Origin of the sequence: Staphylococcus sp. 2S1 (assembly GCF_046721335.1) — a bacterium.
GTDB classification, from domain to species: Bacteria; Bacillota; Bacilli; order Staphylococcales; family Staphylococcaceae; genus Staphylococcus; species Staphylococcus equorum_A.
The window spans coordinates 804945-828866 of record NZ_JBEUUJ010000003.1; the positions used below are offsets into that span (position 1 = coordinate 804945).

Consider the following 23922-nt stretch of genomic DNA (forward strand, 5'->3'; position numbering starts at 1 on the left):
TAAGTTAATATAAAAATTCCATTGTAATATTGTGATAAATCAAAAACTGTGATTAAATTAAGAAAACGCTTACACATTATCTAAAGGGGGGATGATAATATGATTACGTTTATCGTGTCTATTATTTTATTAGTTGTAGGTTATTTCACTTATGGTAAATATATCGATAAGATGTTTGGAACGAAAGAGGAACGTCCGACGCCAGCATTTCATCAGAGGGACGATGTCGATTACTTACCGATGAAGACATCATCTAATTCACTGATTCAATTATTAAATATTGCGGGTGTTGGTCCAATTTTCGGACCAATTATGGGAGCACTTTATGGACCTGTCGCATTTATTTGGATTGTTGTGGGTTGTATTTTTGCGGGGGCGGTTCATGACTATTTAACTGGGATGATTTCAATCAGAAATAAAGGGGCTCATTTACCTGAGCTTGCTGGTAAGTTTTTAGGAAAAGTGATGAAACACTTTGTTAATATTTTCTCTATTTTATTATTACTCTTAACAGGAACAGTATTTGTGACAAGTCCGGCATTATTATTACATGATTTATTAGACGGACGTATTGCATTAGGCATCATTATTCTTGTTATCTTTATTTATTACATTCTTTCTACGATTTTACCTATTGATAAAATTATTGGCCGTATTTATCCAATATTTGGGGCATTATTATTAATTAGTGCGGTTGGTATTGGTTTCCGTCTTATTCAAACAGGCGCACCGATTCCAGAGATTAATTTAAAAAATATGCATCCTGATGGGGCATCTATTTTCCCATTATTATTCTTCACGATTACTTGTGGGGCGTTATCTGGTTTCCATGCGACACAAACGCCAATTATTTCTAGAACAACGAAAAAAGAAAATAATGGTCGTTTTATCTTTTACGGTATGATGATTGCTGAAGGAATTATAGCTATGATTTGGGCAGCAGCAGGTATGAGTCTATTTAATGGTTACAATGGACTTAGTGATGTATTAGCGCGTGGCGAAGCAGCTTTAGTGGTAAGTGAAGCTTCTCATTTATTATTAGGTTCTGTCTTAGGGACCATCGCAGTGTTAGGCGTAATCGTCTTACCGATTACGAGCGGGGATACATCTTTCCGTAGTGCCAGAATGATTATTGCTGATTACTTAAATTATGGTCAACGTAGTGTTGTAAAAAGAATTATCGTAGCCGCACCATTATTTGTAATTAGTTTCGCTTTGACTCAAGTAGACTTCACAATACTTTGGCGTTATTTCTCTTGGGCTAACCAAACCACTGCAACTGTTGCTTTGTGGGTCGGGGCTATGTACTTACTCATGGCTAAAAAGAATTTCTGGGTGGCGAGCAATACCGGCCGTGTTCATGACATGGAATATATTTACATACATTCTCAGTCAGCCAATCGGTTTAGGATTAGATCTTACATTAAGCTATGTGATAGCATTTGGTCTGACAATACTATGGGTTCTGTACTTTGGTTATCAATATAAGAAAATCACTGAAGGTGAAGAGTTTGAATTAGATCACCAAATTCAATATCAGCAACAAACGACTTAAGTTTTTATATTGGCAGTACTTGGCCGATAGCTAGTTAAACTTGTGGGGTGGATATGAAATCAAATTATGATTTCTATCTTGCCCTTTTTTGTGCTGTCTAAAGGCAGTCTAAAAAACGTTGGTATCATAGGGTGTAAAAGCATTTTGACAATTGAAAAGGTGCATATGTCAAAGAACTTTGGTAGTCTAATAATGATTTCCATATTAATCTCTAGTCAAAGGAGCACGACAAATGAATTTAGGTTCTCAAATTAAGTATTTCAGACAACTCGATTATTTATCTCAAGAAGATTTAGCAGAGAAATTATATGTTTCACGTCAAACAATTTCTAATTGGGAGAATGATAAGAGTTATCCAGATGTTCATAATTTACTTATGCTCAGTTCATTGTTCGATGTTTCTTTAGACGATTTAGTCAAAGGAGATGTGGAGATTATGGAACAGAAATTAAAGCAAACAAACTTTAACTTGTGGTCACATTTAATGGTGTGGCCGATGTTATTAGTAGCAATTTTATTTGGTCCGAGCGCTTTATTATTGGGGAACGGTTGGCATTGTCATTGAGGTTGTACTATTTATTATTGCGATGTACGCTTCTATTAAAGTAGATTTAATTAAGAAGTCTAATAATATGCAAACTTACGATCGAATCGTAGCATTTATGAAGGGTGAAGATCCTAATGAGGTTAATACTACAAAACTAAGAAATACCCTGACATTTATATATAGCTTCATATTAATCGTAGGCGGTTTTTTAATCATTTTGCTATTAAGTATGTATTTTTTCAAATAGAAAATATAGTAAAAAGCATCTTTCAAATTTTGAAAGATGCTTTTTTATGTAAATGGGACTGAATGAACTTTTTATTATTTTTAAAACTTTTATTAAAAAATATCACAGTAAATGTTTGAGCAAGCAGTTTAGTAGTAATCAACTCCCTACAATTTAATAAATTTATTTGTAGATAATGTAGATAATGAAATACCTTAAAAATCAAGACACGTGCATGCTCATCGGCATTCATTTCAAAATAAAAAAATAAAGAATATAGCTAATATTAAGTGAATTATTATCCTTAAATTGTATTTAATTTTAAGGAGTAAAAAACTACTCCAATATAAGAAAGCGTTTACAAATAAGAAATAAGGTGATATATTAACGTTAATTTGGTTAGTTAAATTAACAAACCAACCAAAAATAAGGGGGCATCGCTAAAAGTTAACGCGTAAAGATAACTATACATATTACTGGTTTGGACATTCTAATTTATGAATAGTTGTTTTGTTAATCATCTATGAGCAGGCATACATTAAAAATTAATGGGGTGGGGATTATGTCCGTTAGTTATGATTCTAAACAAAGTGATAAGAATGAACGATTAGGTATGCCAGAGAAGATTACTTTTGGTATCGGGGATTTTGGAGCGAATTATAGTTGGACCTTTATTGCATCTTTTATAATAATTTATATGACTGATGTAGTGGGTGTTGTTGGTTCAGTAATAGGTACTATTATATTGATTTGTCGGTTTGCAGATGGTTTTTCGGATTTGTTTATGGGAAGTATCATTGATAATACAAATACAAAGATGGGCAAGGCTAAGCCATGGGTCTTTTGGACCGCTCCTATTTTGGGAATCTTAACTATTTTATTATTTAATGTGCCACAATCTTTTGGTGATACTGAAAAGATTATTTATATCTTTTCAATATACTTTTTGATATCAGTAGTGTTTTATACTGCCAATAATGTTGCATATTCTTCTCTTATTTCATTTATGACTAAAAATGAAACTGACCGTGTTTCATTGGGAAGTATCCGTTTTATTTTTGCTAACTTAAGTGTTTTGTGTATTACGACATTTACCACATTTTTAGTTAATGGATTTGGTGGTAATCAGCAAGGTTGGACTGTTACATCTATTATTTATGGCGCATTATGTGCTATACCGTTAATGATTGCAGGATATTTTGTAAAAGAAAGAAACGTTGCAACTAAGAAATATGACCACATTGATAAAAAAGGTGTCAAAAAACAAAAAAACCGCATACCTTTTACATTAATTATAAAAACATTAATGACAGAAAAATACTTTCTTATTACTATTGTTTTATATTTACTATGGTATTTACGTCAAACAGATAATAGCATGAGAATATATTATGCTACGTATATTTTTAACGATGAAAATGTTATGGCGCTTTTAAGTTTTGCTACTTTAATCCCAACAATTTTAGGTTTACTACTTGCGGCTAAATTTTCAGAAAAGGTTGGAATTAAGAAAAGTATCATTATTGGTTTAGTAATATCAATAATTTCTTATATCATTATGAGTTTGTTTTCGGAAAACTTAACTATGTTAGTTATAGGTTTAGTTATACATGGTATAGGAATCGTACCATTTACTGCCGCACTCAGTGGTATTGTTGCAGATATTGGCGATATTATATATTGGAAAACAGGGGTACCAGTACAAGGGTCAGTGTTTAGTTTGGCTAGTGCTGGAATGAAAATTGGATCAGGTCTACAGTCAGCTATTGTAGGGTGGTCATTGTCCATCGGTGGTTATGTCGCAGGAGCTTCAATACAATCTGAAAGTACTATATTTGCCATAAAATCGATGCAAATATACTTTCCGTTTTTAATGGTTATAATGATAATGATTGTTACGTTCTTTTTAAATTATGAAAAATTCATAGGTAAGGTTAAGGACCAAATAAGAAATAATGAAGTGGGAGAACTGAGAAATAAACAAATATATAAATAAGCGGAGGTTATATTATGTCAAAAAAATTATATGTAGCTAAAACAGGATCAGATTTTGCTAAGGGGTCTGAGGATGAGCCGTTATTAACAATTAATAAAGCGGCTTCGCTTGCGTTACCTGGGGACACTGTAATCGTTCATGAAGGCATATATAGAGAAGAAATAAACGACATAAATTCAGGATTAAGCGAGTCTCGCAGAATTACATTTGAAAGTGCAAAAAATGAAAAAGTGACTGTAAAAGGCTCTGAAGAAATAAATGATTGGCATCTTGTAGAAGGAAATATATGGAAAGTAGAAGTTCCTAATCAATTATTCAAAACATTTAATCCTTTTTCAGTGAAATTATTTGGTGATTGGCTTGAGGTTGATAATGATCAGACTTTAGGGCAAGTATATTTAAATGGTCATGCACTATTTGAAGTAAATGCTTTTGATAGATTGAAAAATCCACAAAGCGTCGAAAAAGTATTTGATCATTGGACTGAAAAAGAAGTTGATTTTGATTACGCTGATTTATCGACATTTTTATGGTATGCGGAAGTAGATGAAAATAGTACTACGATTTACGCTAATTTTCAAAACTATAATCCAAATGAAGAATTAATAGAAATCAATGTCAGAGAACACGTATTTTCGCCAAGTCAAACACATACTAATTATATAACAATTCGTAATTTTGAATTAGCGCATGCGGCAACACAATGGTCTCCACCTACAGCTAAACAGACTGGTTTGATTGATACGAATTGGAGTAAAAAATGGATCGTAGAAAATAATTATATACATGATTCGATGTGTAGTGGTGTTTCAATTGGTAAAGAGATATCTACCGGACAAAACTTTAGTTCAATTAGAAAAGATAAACCTGGTTATCAATACCAAATAGAAACAGTTTTTAGTGCTGTTAATGCTGATTGGAATAAAGAAACGATAGGATCACACATTATTAGAAATAATAAAATTAGCGATTGTGGACAAAATGCTATTGTGGGTCATTTAGGGTGCGCTTTTAGTGAAATATATAATAACCATATCTTTAATATTGGTAATAGAAGAGCGTTTTTTGGATATGAAATTGCCGGTATTAAACTACATGCGGCTTTAGATACACAAGTTTATAATAATTACGTTCATAACTGCTCTTTAGGTATGTGGTTTGATTGGCAAACTCAAGGAACAAGAATTAGTAAAAATATATTCAATGAAAATACAAGGGATCTTTTTGTAGAAGTGACAAGCGGACCTTATCTCGTCGATAATAATATACTAACTGCTGATTACGCTTTAGATAATCATGCTCAAGGTGGCGCTTATGTTAATAATATTATTAACGGTGAAATGGTTCATAGATTGATGCTAGATAGATCAACGCCTTACCATGTGCCACATAGTACATTAGTCGCTGGATTTGCTCCAGTTTATGGAGGAGACGATAGATTCTACAATAATATATTTATAGGGAAAAATGCTGTAAATAATATTGGAACTGAACTGTATAATGGTTATACAACATCTTTAGAAGAATATAAGTATTTGGTCTCTCAAGAAGAAGGAGATCACCAAGCTTATCATAAAATAAAACAACCTGTTTTTATTAACAATAATGCTTATTTCAATAAAGCCAAACACTTTGAAAAAGAAGAAAATAATTTAATAGATGAGAACTTCAATCCTGCGTTATCTTTAGAAGAAGAATCAGAAGGTTTATATCTTAACATTTCATTACCAAGCATCATTTTTTGAAATTAAAGGAGAAACCCAATCAAGTGATACTTTACCTAAAGTAAGACTAGCAGATGCAGACTTTGAAAGTCCAAATGAAAAGCCAATCAGTATTAATACTGATTTAGTAGAAAATATGAGAACGGATACTACTCTATTAGGACCGATTGAAAATTTACAAGCTGGTGAAAATAAAGTGCTAATTTGGAAACACAATGAAAACGGTGACTATCTGTAGGACTAAGTCATTATTATACAGATAAAATGCACAAAATAATTAGACCGCTATAACATTCACAAATGAAAAACAGCCTCAATTTTTAAAAATTGAGGTGCATCCCAAAAGTTGGACATAAAAATTCAACTTTTAGGGATGTTTTTTTATGTCAAAATACTATCAATCTATTTTTATTATTGTTTCATACAGAAGCAATGTGCTTTAACGGTTGATTTATGATAATATAGAATAATTGTTTTTTTATTTAATTTATTTAAAAACTTTTTATTAAAACCATAGGAGATATTAGTTTATGAAATATTATGAAGAAATACCTGTTATAAGAGCTATAGCCACGATGTTAGTTCTATGTATACATTTAACAGCTCAATTGTATAATTCAAATGGCGTCATAACAGATCCTATTTTGTCATATTTTAATCAAATAGCGAGATTAGGAACACCAATTTTCGCCGTAATCAGTGCATTTTTGCTTACAAGTTCGACTTTGAATAGAAAATTTAGTTTATTATACTTTATCAAATCAAGATTCACTAAAATCTTTATACCTTATATACTATGGACAACTTTATATATAGTATTGAGGTATCTTTTTACTAATACATATTATCCTCCAGGGACGCCTTTAATAAAATACTATATACTTGGTACAGCTGAAATACATTTATATTTCATTTTAGTAGTAATTCAATTTTATTTACTATTTCCATTCGTACACAAACTTAAAAAGGGGTTACCATTAATAGTAGCATATATCATTGCGACAATAATAAATGTAATTTGGTTGAATTATGGTAGAGGTGAAATCACATTCCAAAGTGACTTATTAAACGCTTTTGTTAATAGTAAAGCATTTATATTGAATTGGCTTTCTTTCTTTTTCCTTGGCATTTGTTATGCGAAGTTTTATAAAGAAATTAATAGAACAATATTAGAATATAAAATTTATTTCAAAATAATAGGGATGATATTATTTGTTGATTTAATAATCAGCATTGATATTACAAATTTATATGGTTCAAGCAGTATAGCTAACATCATTTATATACCATTCTTTCTTGCGCTATTAATTATATTTTATAATCATGTTAAAAATTATAAGTATTTAATGAAATCTTTAACAGTTATAGGAAATTATTCTATGGGGATATACTTGATTCATGTTTTATTAATTATGATATATAGACAGTACCCTTATGCAGATATTGTTAATAATCCATCTACATTTGTTATTTCTTATATCGTTATATTATGTCTTTCTGTAATATCCATTTATTTAATAAGTAAATTGCCTTTTTCAAGTTATATTGTACCGATTCCAGCTAAAAAAACTATTATTAATAAGCGTGTACGAAATGAGAAGACATAGTGAAGCTGTAATATGAGCATTAAGGTATTAGAAAGAACAAGCTTTCAGGACGACAGACTTATCCATCTACAAATAGAGAAAATAAGTAAATAGATATGTAAGAACATTTTGAATGCTAAAGCGTAAAATTTAAATGAGAGGCTGAGACAAAATATGTGTCTCAGCCTCTCATTTTATCTATTTTAGTGATTGAATTGATAAGATCTATTTAGTTCACTGTTATTCTTTTGTATTACAACCTTCTTTAGAACCGCAAGAGCCGCATTTTCCTTCTTTAGATTTTTTCATAAATTTAGTTAATGTAAATATAGTGTAGCCAAAAATTGCTAAAAAGATAACGATGTTAATGATAATCGACATAAAATCACGTCCTCAAATAAAAAATTGGCTAACTTGGTAGAAGATGAATGTCAGTATATAGGCAGCAATTAAAGGATAGGCTACTGCGAATATTGTCCATTTTAAGGCATAGGTTTCCTTACGAATGGTTGCTACAGTCGATAAACAAGGTATGTACAATAGGATAAATATCATAAAGGCATAGGCTGATAATGGCGTAAATTGATCTTGAACGATATTTACTAATCCGGCTTCATCTGAAGCGTAAATAATAGCCATCGAACTAACTATGACTTCTTTAGCTAAGAACCCTGGAACAAGCGTTGCGCCCGCTTGCCAAGTTCCGAATCCTAAAGGTGCAACTAAAACTGCAAAGAAACTTCCTATAAAATGTAAAAAGCTGTCGTTTACATCTACGTTGAAACCACCTGGTCCTGTATAATTTAAAAGCCAAATAACTACTGAACCCGCAAAGATGAAAGTTCCTGCTTTTTTAACAAATCCTTTTGCTTTTTCCCAAGTACTTCTCCAAAGTGTTTTGATAGAAGGTAAACGATATGTCGGTAATTCCACGATAAATACTGAATCATCATTTTTCAGCACAGTTTTAGTCAGTAAGACACTTGTTAATAATGCGATGACAATGCCAAGCACATAAAGACTTAACACAATGAGCGCTTGATTTTGCTCGAAGAAAACACCAACAAATAATGCATACACAGGTAGTCTTGCAGAACATGACATAAACGGTGCAATTAAAATTGTTGTAAGACGTTCTTTCTCACTTTCAATACTACGTGCGGCCATAATACTAGGCACGTTACACCCGAAACCAATAATCATAGGAATAAAGGATTTACCACTTAAGCCAAAGGTTTCCATAATTCTATCCATCAATATAGCTATACGTGCCATGTAACCTGAATCTTCTAGTAAAGAAATAAAGAAGAAGAGTACGATAATCTGAGGGACGAATACTAATACACCCCCAACACCCGCAATCACTCCGTCAGTAATTAAATCTTGTAAGAAAGCTACAACACCAAGGTTATCCATGACTGACTTAACGGTATCGGTAAATGTGCCACCAAGAAATTCATCAAGCTGATCAGATAATGGTGTACCTACCCATGTAAATGTAATGTGGAATATGAGCCACATGATACCTAAAAAGATAGGGATACCTAATATTCTATGTGTTAGCAATTTATCTATACGATTAGAAAGATATTGTTGTTCTTCATCAGGATATTCAATCACCCCGTCTAATAATTGAGCTATGTAGTCGCTACGTTTACGTTGTACTAATTCACGAATAGAACAGTCTAGTAAATCAGATAATGTTTCACGTAAAGGGATGATTTTTTCTAACACGACTTCATCGAGTAATTCATGAATTTTAGGATTGTCTAAAAGGAATTGTATAGCGATAAATCTGAAAAGCTGTTTATCGAAAGAAGTGTGTTCAGATAAATATTTTTCAATACAAGATATTGTATCTTCAAATTTTTCGCCATAATTTATTCGTAAAGGTCTAGATTTTGATAATGAATGGTCTTTAAGCGCATGTAATAAATGAGTCGTACCTTTACCACTTCTCGCTAGGATAGGTAATAAGGGTAGTTTTAATTTCTTCATTAGAGCAGTCTGATTAATACGAATACCACGTTTTGTGGCTACATCTATCATATTTAAGCCGATAATAATGGGTGCCCCTAATTCCATTAATTGAACTGTTAATTGTAAATTTCGTTTGAGTTGGCTTGCATCTATGATATTGATCATACCTGAGAAGTCATTGTTTAATAAGTAGTCGGTCACTACAGTTTCATCTTTAGAAATAGGTGACAGTTCGTATATACCAGGTAAATCTATAAGGCTTCCAGCGTTCTCTTTTAGACGGCCGACCTTCTTCTCAACGGTAACGCCGCTCCAGTTGCCTACATATTCGTAAGTGCCAGTTAATGCATTAAATAATGAGGTCTTACCTACATTAGGATTTCCTAGGATACAATAGCTATTATTCATGTGCTTCCTCTAAAAAAATCTGACATGCATCACAACCACGTATACTTAAACATTGGTCATTAACTTCTAAAATACAAGGCCCTTTGAATAAACATTTTTGCTTAATTTTCACGTTCGTTCCGTTATTTAAGCCTAGCGCATTTAAACGTTGTAACATATGTTGGTTTTTAATATGTAGAGCTTTAATTTTATAACGTTTTTCCAAAGTGGCTGTCTCGATATTTAGCATAGTCATCACTCTTTCTTAATTGTAAATAATAATCATTGTCAATTATACAACTAAGTTTTGTACGATAAAAGCGTTTTAAATATTAATTTTGTGGACATTTTGTTAAAAGACATTGCAATGCTCATAGATTTCATTAAACTTGTAATAAAATCTATCTGAAATATATATTAACCTTGAATTAAGGGTATAGATAAGTGAGCAAAAATATTGTATATTTACACGATAGGTATTACACTCGAATCAAACTTGAAATGAAGCGGTCCAGTTTTTTAGATATTTTGATTTGTAAATATAGTTTTTAATACATAAAAATAAAGACACCAAGACGATTTGTTTTCAATCCATCAGTAGCAATATGTAAATAGTTTATATGCATTAAGGGTTTGTAAAATGCGCATAATGTAGGAGGGATTCAAATGGTTATTCGTGAAAATAAACGTATCAAAGTCAAAAGATTGAATGAAACACGTTCTAGTGGTATTTCTGTGATGATTGAGGAAGGCGGATTGGGAGCCGATCAATATTATCAAATAGAAAAGCAAAACACGGAAACTTCAGAAGAGCATTTACACCAATTTGAAAATGAAGTTCGTGAAAAGAGTGACATTGAACTTATAGATTTATTAGTTGTAAATGCAAAAGAAAATACAAATACAGATTATAATGAAGCGTTGCAAGTAATTCAAGAAGAGATACTGGATCGCATGAAATAGTGATTAAATTCATACAATTGAATAATAAAATGAGCATATGAAGGCTATTGATAGGGGGTAATTAGAACTATATCAGTAGCCTTTTTAGTATGTTAGGCTGTCTAAAGTACGTCTAGAATATTAAAAATGATTAGAAATACCAATGAGAACATAAAAAAGGAACGGGAATACGAAATCAAAAGTTGAAATTTGATTTCGTATTATCGCTCCTATCAGACTGCTACTGTGTAATTGTTAGTTGGTACTTTTTGTGCACGCTTTCCGAGGGCACAGCCTTAGCCTGTAGTCTTCGGCTGATGCTTTCCTCACAGGAGGCGGTCCAAATCACTGGCATTTTAAAACAATGAACAAACATTTAAAGTTATATAGTAACCCAAAGTACAACTTTTTGAGTTCTTTACACATTGGGTTTGTTTACGTTCTGTTACAACATCATATATTTGTATTTTTGTTAACCATTTAATTCTAATGGATTAGGTCCAATTCTCTTATTTTCGTTTAATGCATCAATACGTTCCATTTGATTAGTTGATAATGAGAAATCAAAGATATTAATGTTTTCTTCTATTCTATGAGGTGTAATTGATTTTGGAATTGTTACGACACCATGTTCAATATTCCATCTAATAACAACTTGTGCTTGGAGATTTTCCAATTTCTTCTGCAATCGCATTGATTGTTTCATCTGTTAAAATCTCCGCGTTCATTAGTGGAGACCATGACTCCATGTATATAGATTCAGTATCTAAGTAAGTTCTCAATTCTTGTTGTGTGAAGTAGGGATGAAATTCGACTTGATTGATGACAGGTTTAATAGAAGTTTGTGATTTTAACACTTCTAAATGCTCAATATTGAAGTTACTTACACCAATATTTTTAACTTTGCCTGATTCGTATAGAGCTTCCATACCTTTCCAAGTTTCAATCATGACAGACTCATCTGTACCCGGCCAATGAATAAGGTAAAGATCTAAGTAGTCTAGACCTAAGTTATCTATAGAAGTTTGATATCCTTGTTCTACATTGTCTTTGCCAAAGTTATCAAACCAAAGTTTTGATGTAATAAATAAATCTTTTCTTTGAATACCGGCTGCGACCATACCTTCTTGTATACCACGGCCGACCATTTCTTCGTTTCCGTAAACTAATGCGGCATCAATACTGCGATAACCGTTGATAATTGCATGCTTCACTGCATCTTTTGCAGTGTCATCATTTTCTACTCTAAAAACACCTAAACCAAGTTGAGGCATAGTATTACCATTATGAAAATCAATATATTGCATAGTTATTCTCCTTTTACTGTGTTTGATTTCAAAATATTTTCAAACAATGTTTATATTAGTTATATTACCGATGATTAAGTAAAAATGTAAGTACGCACTTTAAAGTAACCTAGGTATCTATTTTATGAATAATCATATTTTTAATTGATTTTTAAGATTGCTGTGATTATAATATAGGTATAAAAAATGTTACCATTTAGTTCACCAAGCCCTCACTATTGCCTATAATAGTGAGGGCTTTTTATGGTGTGGCTTACGTTATCGCCTATTGTTTTTCGCCACGATTACGAAGCCATTGCGTAAACATGGCAATGATGCAACCACTGATGATTGTGGCTAAGACATTTATAAAAAATGCTACCATTATTCAGCTCACCTCCTCTCAACGTCTAAATTGACGCCTGAGAGATAGGCGACATCCATATTATATACTAGAAATGCTGTGCTTTTATCATATGTTTGAGCTTGTCACTTTATCTTCAAATATTTCCTCAATTATACAAATTACCACAAATATCATTATCAATTTATTTAATTTCTTCTTAAAACAACATGTACATTGTATTCGAAAATCATTATACTTAAGAACATGTTTATTTTTAAAACAACAAGGAGTTAGACAAAATGAGTATCATTAAAAGAGTATTTCGGAAAGAAGATTTATCCCGTTATCAAAATAAAGATTCAAATTTAGAACGTACACTTCGTGTGAGAGACTTTTTAGCATTAGGTGTCGGAACGATTGTATCGACTGCTATTTTTACATTACCAGGTGTTGTTGCTCGCAGATCATACAGGACCAGCTGTAACACTTTCATTTTTAGTATCAGCAATAGTAGCGGCACTCGTTGCTTTTGTATATGCAGAGATGGCTTCAGTGATGCCATTTGCAGGTTCGGCTTATACTTGGATTAGTATATTATTCGGAGAGTTTTTTGGTTGGATAGTAGGATGGGCGCTCATTGCAGAGTATATTATTGCAGTTTCTTTTGTAGCGTCAGGTTTTTCAGCCAATTTAAGAGGGCTTTTAGACCCCTTCGATATATCATTGCCAAACGCATTATCCAATTCACTTGGAACTAACGGTGGCATAATGGATATTATTGCGGCAATTGTAATTATTATCACAGCACTCTTGTTAGCGAGAGGTGCATCAGAAACAGCACGCGTACAAAATATACTTGTTGTGTTAAAAATATTAGCGATTTTCTTATTTCTTATTGTAGGTTTATCAGTTATTAATCTTGGAAACTACATACCGTTTATTCCTGAATATAAAGAAACAGCAGCAGGTGCCTTTGGTGGTTGGCAAGGTATTTACGCAGGAAGTTCGGTTATTTTCATTGCTTATATCGGTTTTGATTCTATTGCGCCTAATTCTGGAGAAGCAATTAACCCACAGAAAACAATGCCTCGAGGTATCTTAGGATCACTACTTATTGCAGTTGGATTATTTGTTGCTGTATCACTCGTATTAGTAGGTATGTTTGATTACTCAGCATACAAAGATAACGCAGAACCAGTAGGTTGGGCATTACGTATGAGTGGACACGGCACAGTTGCTGTTATCGTACAGGCTGTCTCAGTTATAGGTATGTTTACGGCACTTATTGGTATGATGCTTGCCGGTTCACGTTTACTTTATTCATTTGGCCGTGATGGCATTCTTCCGTCTTGGTTAGGGAAGTTAAATACCAAGAATCAACCTAATCGTTCTTTAGTCATACTAACAATTGTGGCAGTCATTATCGGATCTGTATTTCCATTTGGATTTTTAGCGGAATTGATTTCAGCAGGTGCGCTCGTCGCATTCATGTTTGTGACAATTGGAATTTATGCATTACGCAAAAGAGAAGGTAAAGATTTACCAGAACCAGCATTTAAATTACCATTTTACCCTGTTATGCCGATTTTTATATTTATCTGTGTATTTGCAGTGTTTTGGGGATTAAGCGGACAAGCTAAATTCTATACATTGATTTGGTTTATTATTGGTATTGTATATTATTTATTTTATGCCATTAAGATGAATGGTCAGCAGAAATAGATAGCTTATAGTTTAAAAATTACTTTTAATGAAAAGACTCCGGATCTAGATGATTAGATTCGGAGTTATTTTTGTGCAGAAATAGATAATCTATAAGTAAAAGTAAAAAACATATAGAGTGACGAATTAACTTAGTTTTACCTTACATGTTTAAACTTTATTTAGACAAAACCTCAAAAACACTTCTATAATTTTTTTAAATAGTTCATAATCATTATTTTTATTTTAAAATTTTTAGATTAATTTAATTTCGTACATAAATTAAAATATTTTTCAAAAATAAACAGAAATTATATATAGAAATATGATAAAATTTAATTTAAATACATAAATAAGGGGTGTTTGATATGAATTGTCCTAATTGTGGTGCAACTGCTCAAAATGAAGACTTATTTTGTGGAGAATGTGGAACAAAATTACAAAATGATTTCACTGAACCTACAAATAAAAATTCTAGTCAAAATGATAATGATGACAAAATTCAAAATTTCAAAAAAAGTATGAATGATTATACGAGTGACACTTTAAGCGAAAGTAAAAGATTTTTTGGGAATGTTTTCACTGGTTTAGATAACGAAATAGCTTCTAAATATGTTTATTCTTATAAGCTCTTAATGTCATTAGTTGGTGGAGGATTGATTATACTATTGTTATTTTCACTTTTTCTAGTACCTGGTGAAGTAGCATATTTGGGGATAACTAAAAGTAGTATTATATTTAAAATTCTAATCTATTCATTGATTGCTTTATTAATACTGTTTGGAATTACTATTGGAATTATGAAGATTTTAAATATAAAAGAAGATGTACATAAAATACTCTCAGATTTTATAGCTTTTAATACATACGCTGTAATATTTATACTTTTAGGACTTTTATTTATCCTTATAAAAGTGGCAAGTTTTGCAAGCATTCCTAATTGTAATTGGAATACTATTATTTGTTGTTTCGCCAATTTATTTGATTAGTAAATATAGTAATTATAATAAACTTCGTATACCTACAATTTATGGTATTATTGTTTATTTTATTATATTAGCTATAATAACTCGAATAATCGTTGAAAGTAGTATATCAGGCTCTTTAAATCTTATTCAAACATTGGTAGGAGGGTAATATATGAAGTATTGTAAAAAATGTGGAGCTCCTTTAAATGAAAATCAAAAGAACTGTACAAAGTGTGGAGAACAAATTAAACAGGAAACAAAAACACCAAAAAATAATAAAAAGTTAATAATGATTATAAGTATTATTGTAATAATATTTATTCTGTTATTTACATTATACAAAATAATTGAATCAACTATATCGCCTGTAAATGAAGCTAAGACAATTTCTGAAGATATCAAAAAAGGAAAACATAAAAATTTATCTAATAATTTAGTGTTTAATGATCGCAATTTAAGTAAAGAAGAGTCCAAAGCTTTTTATGATTATATTGTAGAATCTGATAGCCCAGATAGAGTTGCAAACGAAATTGAAAGTAATGTTAAAGAGATGCAAAAAAATAATACGGAATATACTTCTATTGACATTAATGATTCTGAAGTAATACATGTTAAAAAAAATGGCAAAAAATATGGCATTTTTGATAATTATGATTTTGAAGTAGCTAAAGAAACGGTTTCCATTTATCCTGATTCTGATGGTACTATTGCATATCAGTATAATGATAAAAAGCATAAAATCAAACTGTCTGAAGAAAATGAAAAAGTATTTGCTACACTACCAATTGGTAATTATAAGCTAAAAGCAGATAAAAATATCGATGATAAAAAGTTTGAGGGCCACCTCATTATCAATATGTCTGATGATAATGAAGTTACTGAAGATTTTAACGCAAAATATTTAGATGTGAGTATTGATGCCGAAGATGTTGATGATACTTCAACTATTGAAGTTTATGTTAATGATGAGAAAAAAGCATCTTATGATGAGGTAAATGAATATTTATTTGGTCCACTTTTACCGGATAAAAAACAAGAAGTATATGCTCAAGCTGAGGTAGATAATAAAAAATTCAAATCAAATGTAGTTAAAGTACCAAAAATGAAAGATACTACTGATCCAATTAATATAGATTTAGTATTTGATGATAACGAAATAAAAGAACGACAAGAAAATGCAGAAGTTAAAGAAGAAGTACAAACATTTATAGAAGATTACACAGATGCCTTAAACGAAGCTTATGAAGAAGAAGAGTATATGTATATATCTAGTTATATTAAAAGTGACAGTGATACAGCTGACCACATGGAAGAAGTTGTAACATCAGGAAGTGAGGCAGAATATTCTGATCCTAAAGTTACAAAATATAATAAGGATGGTAATACTGTAACGATTGAAGTTGAAAAACAAGATAAGAATGGAAAAAATATTAAATCTCAATACGTTTTAGATTATGATGATGATATATCTGATTTTGAAATAAAAAGTTATACAGATATTTAATTGCATTTTATGTATTTAAAAATATTTATGCTAAATGATATGTTTCTTTTGTTTTGAAGTGGTGTTTGCAAGCATATATAACCAACTTTAAATTTAATAAGGTTAAAGACGGAGGGTATGCATTTATATGACTAATAAAGACAAAAAAAGAAAATTTGATAAAGAAGATAAATTTAGCATTATGACTATTATCTTAGATGTATTACTCTCAATAATTAGAGGTATAATTACTGTGATAAAAAACATATTTTCATAACAATACCCAATAAAAAGCGCTTAACAGTTTGTTCTCTGTTAGGCGCTTTTAACTTTTTTATTTTAATGATTCATAGTTATCTTTCTTTTTCTTATTCATAGCTTTAACAAAAATAGGATAAAAAAGTAATAAAAAAATGACTAACATTTTAGGTAACATGTGTGACTTCCTCCTTTGATTTCATGTAATATACAAAAATTCTTAACTAATAAATACATTTATGATAAGCATAGCTAGACCAAAGTAAATATAAATCGGTTTAACTTTATTTTTACCTAATAGAGAAAGTTGAATCATTGCTATTCCTAATAATATTAAAGTTCCTTCAAAATTTGACAGTTCAATAATTTTTAAAAGCCCTATGACTGCAAATATAATTAATAAAACACTATTTAACATTAAAAACATAGCAGTTATTTTCTTCTTTAATCCTTCTGACTCGTTACGATCTATGAATAAAAACCACAAACTTATGGCAATACCATAAACCAGTGAAAGTATTGCTATCATATTTTTAATCTCCTTAGCTACATTTATTATGTTATCCATCATCATTCTTTTTTGTTTTTAAAAAGACAAAGCAATTATAGACAGAAATTACCCAGGAAATACTTACAAATATAAGTATTATATAGTCTTTATCAGTAATAAATTTGGGCACAGTAATAGTTACTATTTTCATTTTATATAATATCTTTGACGCTTTTAACTATTCTCCGAATTATTACGCTTTTTTGGAGCGACGATATCACTTAAGATACCGATAGCAACAAAGCTTAATACGAATGCTAGTGACCAACCAGAAGAAATCCAGTCAGTCGACAGTAATAATATGCCGTAAACGATGGCGTATATAATTAGCCCTATATGTATGTAAAACCTTAATTTATTTTTATTCATATGTTAAAACCTCTCCACAATATGCTATGTAATTTAGTATCCCAGTAAATGACTGTTTAAAACACTTTATATTTAAATTAACACATATTATTTCAACTTTATACTTTATTTTGAATATATATCTAAAAAATAAAGTTTTAATGTGACGAAAAAGATTCTACCCACGAAAAATATGAACAAGTCGATATAAATATTATCGTTTTCATTTATAAACCGATACAATTATCTTAATTATGGTTAAAGGGGAATTTATAATGGATATTAAACTGGTTGTTGCGGACATGGATGGCACATTTTTAAATAATGATAGTCAATTTAATAGTGAATCGTTCCAATTATTAAAAGAGAATTGCGAGAAACACAATATTCGGTTTGTATTTTGTACGGGGAAACAGTGTGAGCGTGTCGAGAGTATTATTGGGGATTTAGCACAAAATACGTTTATCGTAGGAGATAGCGCAACAAGAATTAAATTTAACGGTGATTTTATTTATAATGCCACGATTGAAAATAAGAAAGCTAAAGAAATTATACAAGTGATCAAAGATATTGATCCAACGCAAACGGTACTTGCATGCACCGCATCAGGCGCGTATGTCTTACAAGACACACTAGAATCAGAGAAGAAATTGGTACATGGATCGTTCCAAAATGTAATTTATATTAATAATTATGACGAAATTGAAGAAGATATTTTAAAAATTTCTGTGCATGATGCAACAGGTAAGTGTAAAGAGACTGCTAATCAAATTAAACACTATGAGTCGGAGGTTTATATCATCGCATCTGATGAAGAATGGATTGATATTGCAGATTTGGGAGTTAACAAGGGAACGACAATTAACCGAATTCAAAGTTTACTGCAAATCAGCCCTTCAGAAACTATTGCATTTGGCGATGGATTAAATGATATTGATTTATTTAAAGCGACGAAATATAAAGTGGCCATGGATAATGCTTACCCAGAGTTGAAAGCAGAGGCCAATTTAATAGCAATAAATAATAATGCTGATGGCGTAGTACAAACATTGAATTTATTATTAAATTTTAAATAATAAAAATATATAATAGTTTTTAACATTAAGTAGTTAATTCTGTGATATTATCTATCTAGTGCATATGTTTTTTTAAACATATGAATTATATAAGATGGAGGCATAGAACATCATGAGTACGAAGCAACAATCGGGCAACAAATTAATTTTAGCTATTGTATTAAGTGTATTAACGTATTGGCTGTTTGCTCAATCGTTTATAAATATATCTACCCCAGTGCAACAAACATATCAAACAACGTCTGGTATTATTAATTTGTCAGTGAGTATTACATCTTTCGCAACTGGTATCTTTATGGTAGGCGCAGGTGATGTGTCAGACAAAATAGGAAGACTCAAAATGACCTATTTGGGTATCATTTTAAGTATTATCGCCTCGTTATTAATCATTATTTCGGATATTACGGCACTACTTATTATAGGAAGAATCATTCAAGGTATATCAGCAGCCATACTCTTACCCGCAACAGTAGGTGTGCTGAAAGATCAATTTGAAGGCAAGGATTTACGTAAAGCGATTAGTTACTTAATGATCGGGACTGTTGGAGGCGTAGGTATTGCTTCATTGGTTGGTGGATTTATCGCTACATATATCAATTGGCAGTCTAACTTCATCTTGTCTATTATCATCGCTATCCTAGCATTTGTGCTATTACTTGGCACGAAAGAAGAAGCTAAGGAAGTTATCGATAATCGACCATTCGACTATATAGGTATGTTAATCTTTGCTGTTTTAATAGGAAGTATCACCTTATTTGCAACGCAAGGCTTTGAACAAGGCTGGACGAGTCCTTTTTCAATTATTTGTGGTAGTGTATTTATTATTTCTATAATTGTATTTTACTTTTTTGAACGTCGAAAGCGCGCCCCATTTATTGATTTTGCATTATTCCGTAACCGTGGGCTCGTTGGGTCTTCTTTGGTTAACTTTGTACTTAATACAGGTATAGGGGTAACAACAGTATTTAATATGTATGCTCAGACAGAATTGGGCTTAACGCCGTTTCAATCAGGTTTAGTGACAGTGCCGTATGTCATCATGGCAGTGTTAATGGTTCGCTTAGGGGAAAAAATATCACTGCGTCATGGCGGTAAACCAATGTTACTTGTAGGACCATTATTTCCTGCAATAGGCATTATTTTCGCCAGTTTAACCGTATTGCCATCTGACTGGTATATTGCATCTGTAACATTTGGTTTTGTTATTTTTGCTATTGGCAACGGTTTATGTGCGACACCTGGTTTAACTGTAGCTATTTTAACGATTCCAGATGAAAAAATTGGCCTAGCTTCAGGTCTGTATAAAATGACTTCTTCACTTGGTGGGGCGTTTGGCATTGCAATGAATACGACAATATTTGCTGCGGTACAAGTGACACATAGTGCAAGCGTGGCAGCGACTTGGTCTTTCATGGCTAGTATCATGTTAATGATTATTGGTGTGATTTTAGCGCAGATCATTATACCAAAAAATATAAAAGCTTAAACACTACGAGAAAAAGCCAGTTGCTGCTATGCAACTGGCTTTTGACATTGTATTTTATAATTGGTTACCTTCATTAGGAATAGGGTAATCCTTGAAAATTTTGGCTAAGTGCATTGTATTATAGGCGAGCATTTCAACGTGTTTTTTGGTAAATTCATTTACGTGCTCGATGTCTAAATAAGAAGGGCCTGGACCAGCTTCGCCAACCCAATAAGCGTCAACATTTGGAGGTACTGTTAAGCCAATATGAGATAGGGCGTATAGGATTGAGGCAGTTGCATTTTTTGCGCCATCTTCGTTACCAGTAACAATGGCACCACCCACTTTATTATAAAAAAGGATTGACCACGCTCGTTGGTTAAACTTGTGCTACCATAAAGGCGTTCAATGGCAAGCGTTGCGATACTACTTTTTTCACCTAGCCATAAAGGCGTACCAATAATTAAAATATCTGCATTTTTAATTTTTTCTAAAATGAGAGGCCATTCGTCTCCGTTGCCCATATCATCAGAAATGCCATAAGAAATATTATAATCACTTAATCGAATCATCTCACTCGTTACATTTTCTTTATGATAGATGTCAGTGACTTCTTGCGCTAACCCTTCTGTATTGGATAGTTCATCACCATGTTTTAGAGATGCATTTAAAATAATTGCTTTCAAGGTCATAACTTAGCCTCCATTTTTATATTTTCGTCTTGAACATGAGCTAGAAGTAATAACACATTTTCTTGGAGTAGGACTAATTGTTATATAAAAATGGGTTATAAAATTTTTTAGAGCTTTGTTCAGCATCTTTTTCACAATAATACCAATTTTTACAGTCATAATTGGAATCTTTCATTCGTTTTTTAGCATCTTCAAGCGTTTCTGGTGGGGCAGCTAATAAATTATCTCCCTTTTTCCAATTAGCAGGTGTGTTATCTCCTGTTTCATCAGAAATCTTAATCGCTCTAGTAACACGTAAGAGTTCATCGATATTACGACCGGTAGTCAGGTGTGTTATCTCCTGTTTCATCAGAAATCTTAATCGCTCTAGTAACACGTAAGAGTTCATCGATATTACGACCGGTAGTCATTGGATAGTAAATCATAGCACGGACCACAGCATCGTCATCGATAATAAATACTGCTCTTGAGCTTTCGGTATTATGCGATTCAGGCGCCAACATACCATAGGTTTCTGATATTACCTTGTTGGAATCTGAAATAAGTGGGAACTCAATTTGCACATCAAAAGACTCTTCGATACTGTTTAACCATGCCACATGTGACGCAAGACTATCTACACTTAAACCAACCAGTTTCACACCTAAATCTTGAAATTCCGAATATTGATTTTGTAACGCTACAAACTCCGAAGTACAAACTGGCGTAAAATCAGCTGGATGAGCAAATAAAAGCACCCAGTCATTTTTATAATCATCTAAAGTTATTTCCCCTTGTGTGGATTGACCTTTAAAAAATGGGGCTTTTTCTCCAATGCGTGGTAGACGTTGTGTTTCGGAATGTAAATCTGAATTAAGTGGCATGTACATCACCTACAGTAGAAGGGTGGTTGAAAAATTTCACTTGCATTTTATTTATATTCAAATTAAATAATGGCGTAGTTTGATTACCAACAATTTTGAATTCTGTCTTAAGATAAGAATTATTTTGAGCAAAAGAATATTTCACTATATATTTATCGCCATCTTTAAAATACTCGTATTTGTAAAAAGTAGTTACTAAACGTGTGAGTTTTTTTAAGTATTTATCTTTTATATAACGATTTACACCAAGGTGACCTGTTTTTATATATAGTTTTTTTCTTAAAAGAGATAAATCTTTAGGGCATAATAAACTACAAAATAACTCTGGGTCTTTTTTAATAATACTTTTTATAAAATCTTCTATACATTGTTCTATTTTCATAATTATCACACCTAAACTTTGAATTTTATATCTTAGCTTTGGAATTGAAAATTTAAAACTGTAATGGAAATTGTTAAAAAGGTTAAAAAAGGGCGTTTATACAAAATAATATATTAAGTCGTTTGTGTATTAGACATGAATTTAAAAAGTTATATTGAAGATTGAGAAAAATTACTGCTATGGTGTATATATTCCACAAAATTAATATATTAAACTTTTTACAATAATTATGTATTATATTTATTGTTTTGTGTAACAAATAAAAATATCTCCCCAATTCTATTTGAATTGAGGAGACATTCATAGTCGTATTAATTTTTTATTTTGTTTAAGGTTTTAAAATCACTTTAATATTATTATCTTTTTTCTGGTCGAATATTTCATAAGCTTCTGCCGCTTTATCTAATGGCATCGTATGTGTAAGAATGTCAGTTGGATCAAATGTACCTTCACGAATCATCTCATATAATTTCGGCATAAGGTGAATCACAGGTGCTTGACCGGTCTTAACTTGGACATTACGGTTAAAAATCAGATTTAGTGGGAAATCATCGGCTGGTGTTGCGTAGATACCTGTTAATTGAATTGTACCGAATTTACTTACAGCTTCTGCCGCAGTATCAATGGGACTGATTGTGCCGCGTTGTGCAGAATCTGGACTCAAGTCACGTTCAGATGCTTTGACTTGGCCATCCATGCCTACGCAATCGATCACAATATCCGCACCACCATGTGTAGTATCACGCAGTAATTTACCGATTTCTTTTTCTTTATCAAAATTATAGGTTTCGACTTGGTTATATTCCTTGGCATGTTGCAGTCTGTGCTCAATATTATCTACAGCGATGACACGTTTTGCACCTTTAAGTTTTGCGAATTTTTGTGCCATAAGGCCAATTGGACCACAACCTAAGATGACAACTGTATCACCTGATTTAACGCCAGAATGCTCTACACTCCAATATGCAGTAGGTGCGACATCAGATAAAAATAAAACATCTTCATCTTTCATATCATTGTCTGGAACAATAAAAGAAGAAAAGTCTGCGTAAGGGACTCTTAAATACTCAGCTTGGCCGCCCCAATGGTTACCATGCATACTGCCGAAACCAAACAAACCACCATTATCCATTTGCCAATTGGCTTGCTCTTGATTTGAATTATCACACTGCGATTCCATTTCGTGATTGCAATAGTAACAATCACCACAGCCTATATTAAAAGGAATCACTACACGATCACCTTTTTTGAGTTTTTTAACGTCTTTACCAACTTCTTCAACGATACCCATAGGTTCATGACCAATGACAAATCCTGGGTCCATCATTAAATCACCTTGATGATATAAGTGTAAATCAGAACCACAGATGCCGGATGCCGTTATTTTAATAATAGCGTCTGTTGAATCTTCAATCTTTGGGTCGCTGACTTGCTTAACTTCCATTTGTTTTTGACCTTGAAAAGTAACAGCTTTCATAAATAACGCCTCACAATTTTTATAGAATTTCTCGTGATCAAGTGGCATAAATATAATCTGTTTCTTTCAATATATTCCCGTCGC

General features: G+C 31.8%; 16 protein-coding genes and 6 pseudogenes. 11 read left to right on the forward strand and 11 right to left on the reverse strand.

Annotation, left to right across the window (positions count from 1 at the left end; genetic code table 11):
- Nucleotides 1–99: 99 nt before the first annotated feature.
- The 5 genes and pseudogenes from ABLV90_RS04275 to ABLV90_RS04295 all read left to right on the forward strand — a co-directional run bounded on the left by ABLV90_RS04275 (nt 100) and on the right by ABLV90_RS04295 (nt 7655).
- Nucleotides 100–1555 (forward strand): annotated as a pseudogene (locus ABLV90_RS04275) (carbon starvation protein A).
- Between the two features lie 232 nt (nt 1556–1787).
- A pseudogene (locus ABLV90_RS04280) lies at nt 1788–2349 on the forward strand (helix-turn-helix domain-containing protein).
- A 541-nt stretch (nt 2350–2890) separates the two neighbouring features.
- Entirely contained in the window at nt 2891–4324 is a 1434-nt protein-coding gene (locus tag ABLV90_RS04285; protein ID WP_460872238.1) for an MFS transporter, read from the forward strand.
- A gap of 14 nt (nt 4325–4338) precedes the next feature.
- A pseudogene (locus ABLV90_RS04290) lies at nt 4339–6286 on the forward strand (right-handed parallel beta-helix repeat-containing protein).
- A 292-nt stretch (nt 6287–6578) separates the two neighbouring features.
- A complete protein-coding gene (locus ABLV90_RS04295) occupies nt 6579–7655 on the forward strand; it encodes an acyltransferase (RefSeq protein ID WP_427705679.1) in 1077 nt (358 codons plus the stop codon).
- A 219-nt stretch (nt 7656–7874) separates the two neighbouring features.
- Here ABLV90_RS04295 and ABLV90_RS04300 read toward each other — a convergent pair whose 3' ends face one another.
- From ABLV90_RS04300 to ABLV90_RS04310, 3 genes are read right to left on the reverse strand one after another with little or no spacing between them, the layout of a single operon-like run.
- Nucleotides 7875–8015 carry a FeoB-associated Cys-rich membrane protein gene (locus tag ABLV90_RS04300; RefSeq protein ID WP_460872239.1) on the reverse strand — a complete coding sequence of 47 codons (141 nt, stop codon included), beginning with the start codon at nt 8013–8015 and terminating at the stop codon, nt 7875–7877.
- 12 nt (nt 8016–8027) lie between these two features.
- On the reverse strand, nt 8028–10022 hold the full coding sequence (feoB, locus tag ABLV90_RS04305; protein WP_427708256.1) for a ferrous iron transport protein B: 1995 nt from the start codon (nt 10020–10022) through the stop codon (nt 8028–8030).
- Nucleotides 10015–10251: a FeoA family protein gene (locus tag ABLV90_RS04310; RefSeq protein ID WP_277579966.1), complete on the reverse strand. Its 237-nt coding sequence runs from the start codon at nt 10249–10251 to the stop codon at nt 10015–10017. Before ABLV90_RS04310 ends, feoB begins: the two co-directional genes overlap by 8 nt.
- A gap of 416 nt (nt 10252–10667) precedes the next feature.
- Here ABLV90_RS04310 and ABLV90_RS04315 point away from each other — a divergent pair, with 416 nt between their 5' ends.
- The gene (locus ABLV90_RS04315) at nt 10668–10964 is read left to right on the forward strand and encodes a hypothetical protein (RefSeq protein WP_069817358.1); all 297 of its coding nucleotides are present in this window, start codon (nt 10668–10670) and stop codon (nt 10962–10964) included.
- Nucleotides 10965–11415: 451 nt separating this feature from the next.
- Here the strand turns inward: ABLV90_RS04315 and ABLV90_RS04320 are convergent.
- Nucleotides 11416–12250: pseudogene (locus tag ABLV90_RS04320) on the reverse strand (aldo/keto reductase).
- Nucleotides 12251–12515: 265 nt separating this feature from the next.
- Complete coding sequence (locus ABLV90_RS04325) at nt 12516–12614, reverse strand: type I toxin-antitoxin system Fst family toxin (RefSeq protein ID WP_141714367.1); 99 nt, start codon at nt 12612–12614, stop codon at nt 12516–12518.
- Nucleotides 12615–12874: 260 nt separating this feature from the next.
- Between ABLV90_RS04325 and ABLV90_RS04330 the strand changes: the two are divergent.
- The 3 genes and pseudogenes from ABLV90_RS04330 (at nt 12875) to ABLV90_RS04340 (ending at nt 16748) form a co-directional block, all read left to right on the forward strand.
- A pseudogene (locus ABLV90_RS04330) lies at nt 12875–14297 on the forward strand (APC family permease).
- 347 nt (nt 14298–14644) lie between these two features.
- Nucleotides 14645–15265 carry a hypothetical protein gene (locus ABLV90_RS04335; protein WP_460872240.1) on the forward strand — a complete coding sequence of 207 codons (621 nt, stop codon included), beginning with the start codon at nt 14645–14647 and terminating at the stop codon, nt 15263–15265.
- 151 nt (nt 15266–15416) lie between these two features.
- The gene (locus tag ABLV90_RS04340; protein ID WP_427705675.1) at nt 15417–16748 is read left to right on the forward strand and encodes a TcaA NTF2-like domain-containing protein; all 1332 of its coding nucleotides are present in this window, start codon (nt 15417–15419) and stop codon (nt 16746–16748) included.
- Nucleotides 16749–17205: 457 nt separating this feature from the next.
- Here ABLV90_RS04340 and ABLV90_RS04345 read toward each other — a convergent pair whose 3' ends face one another.
- Nucleotides 17206–17514: a hypothetical protein gene (locus ABLV90_RS04345; protein WP_277595565.1), complete on the reverse strand. Its 309-nt coding sequence runs from the start codon at nt 17512–17514 to the stop codon at nt 17206–17208.
- 644 nt (nt 17515–18158) lie between these two features.
- Here ABLV90_RS04345 and ABLV90_RS04350 point away from each other — a divergent pair.
- The gene (locus ABLV90_RS04350; protein WP_460872241.1) at nt 18159–18959 is read left to right on the forward strand and encodes a Cof-type HAD-IIB family hydrolase; all 801 of its coding nucleotides are present in this window, start codon (nt 18159–18161) and stop codon (nt 18957–18959) included.
- A 109-nt stretch (nt 18960–19068) separates the two neighbouring features.
- Complete coding sequence (locus tag ABLV90_RS04355) at nt 19069–20445, forward strand: MFS transporter (RefSeq protein ID WP_370736930.1); 1377 nt, start codon at nt 19069–19071, stop codon at nt 20443–20445.
- A gap of 54 nt (nt 20446–20499) precedes the next feature.
- On the opposite strand, the pseudogene ABLV90_RS04360 reads toward ABLV90_RS04355, so the two are convergent.
- From ABLV90_RS04360 to ABLV90_RS04380, 5 genes and pseudogenes are all read right to left on the reverse strand, one after another.
- Nucleotides 20500–21116, reverse strand: a pseudogene (locus ABLV90_RS04360) (flavodoxin family protein).
- Nucleotides 21117–21189: 73 nt separating this feature from the next.
- Nucleotides 21190–21465 carry a thioredoxin domain-containing protein gene (locus ABLV90_RS04365; RefSeq protein ID WP_427708258.1) on the reverse strand — a complete coding sequence of 92 codons (276 nt, stop codon included), beginning with the start codon at nt 21463–21465 and terminating at the stop codon, nt 21190–21192.
- Nucleotides 21428–21979 (reverse strand): peroxiredoxin, encoded by a 552-nt coding sequence (locus ABLV90_RS04370; RefSeq protein WP_427708260.1) that lies wholly within the window; start codon nt 21977–21979, stop codon nt 21428–21430. The genes ABLV90_RS04365 and ABLV90_RS04370 overlap by 38 nt, the downstream gene beginning before the upstream one ends.
- Nucleotides 21969–22361, reverse strand: coding sequence for a hypothetical protein (locus ABLV90_RS04375; RefSeq protein ID WP_069817384.1), 393 nt, complete (start codon nt 22359–22361; stop codon nt 21969–21971). Before ABLV90_RS04375 ends, ABLV90_RS04370 begins: the two co-directional genes overlap by 11 nt.
- 328 nt (nt 22362–22689) lie before the next feature.
- Nucleotides 22690–23838, reverse strand: coding sequence for an alcohol dehydrogenase catalytic domain-containing protein (locus tag ABLV90_RS04380; RefSeq protein ID WP_069832307.1), 1149 nt, complete (start codon nt 23836–23838; stop codon nt 22690–22692).
- Nucleotides 23839–23922 lie beyond the last annotated feature (84 nt).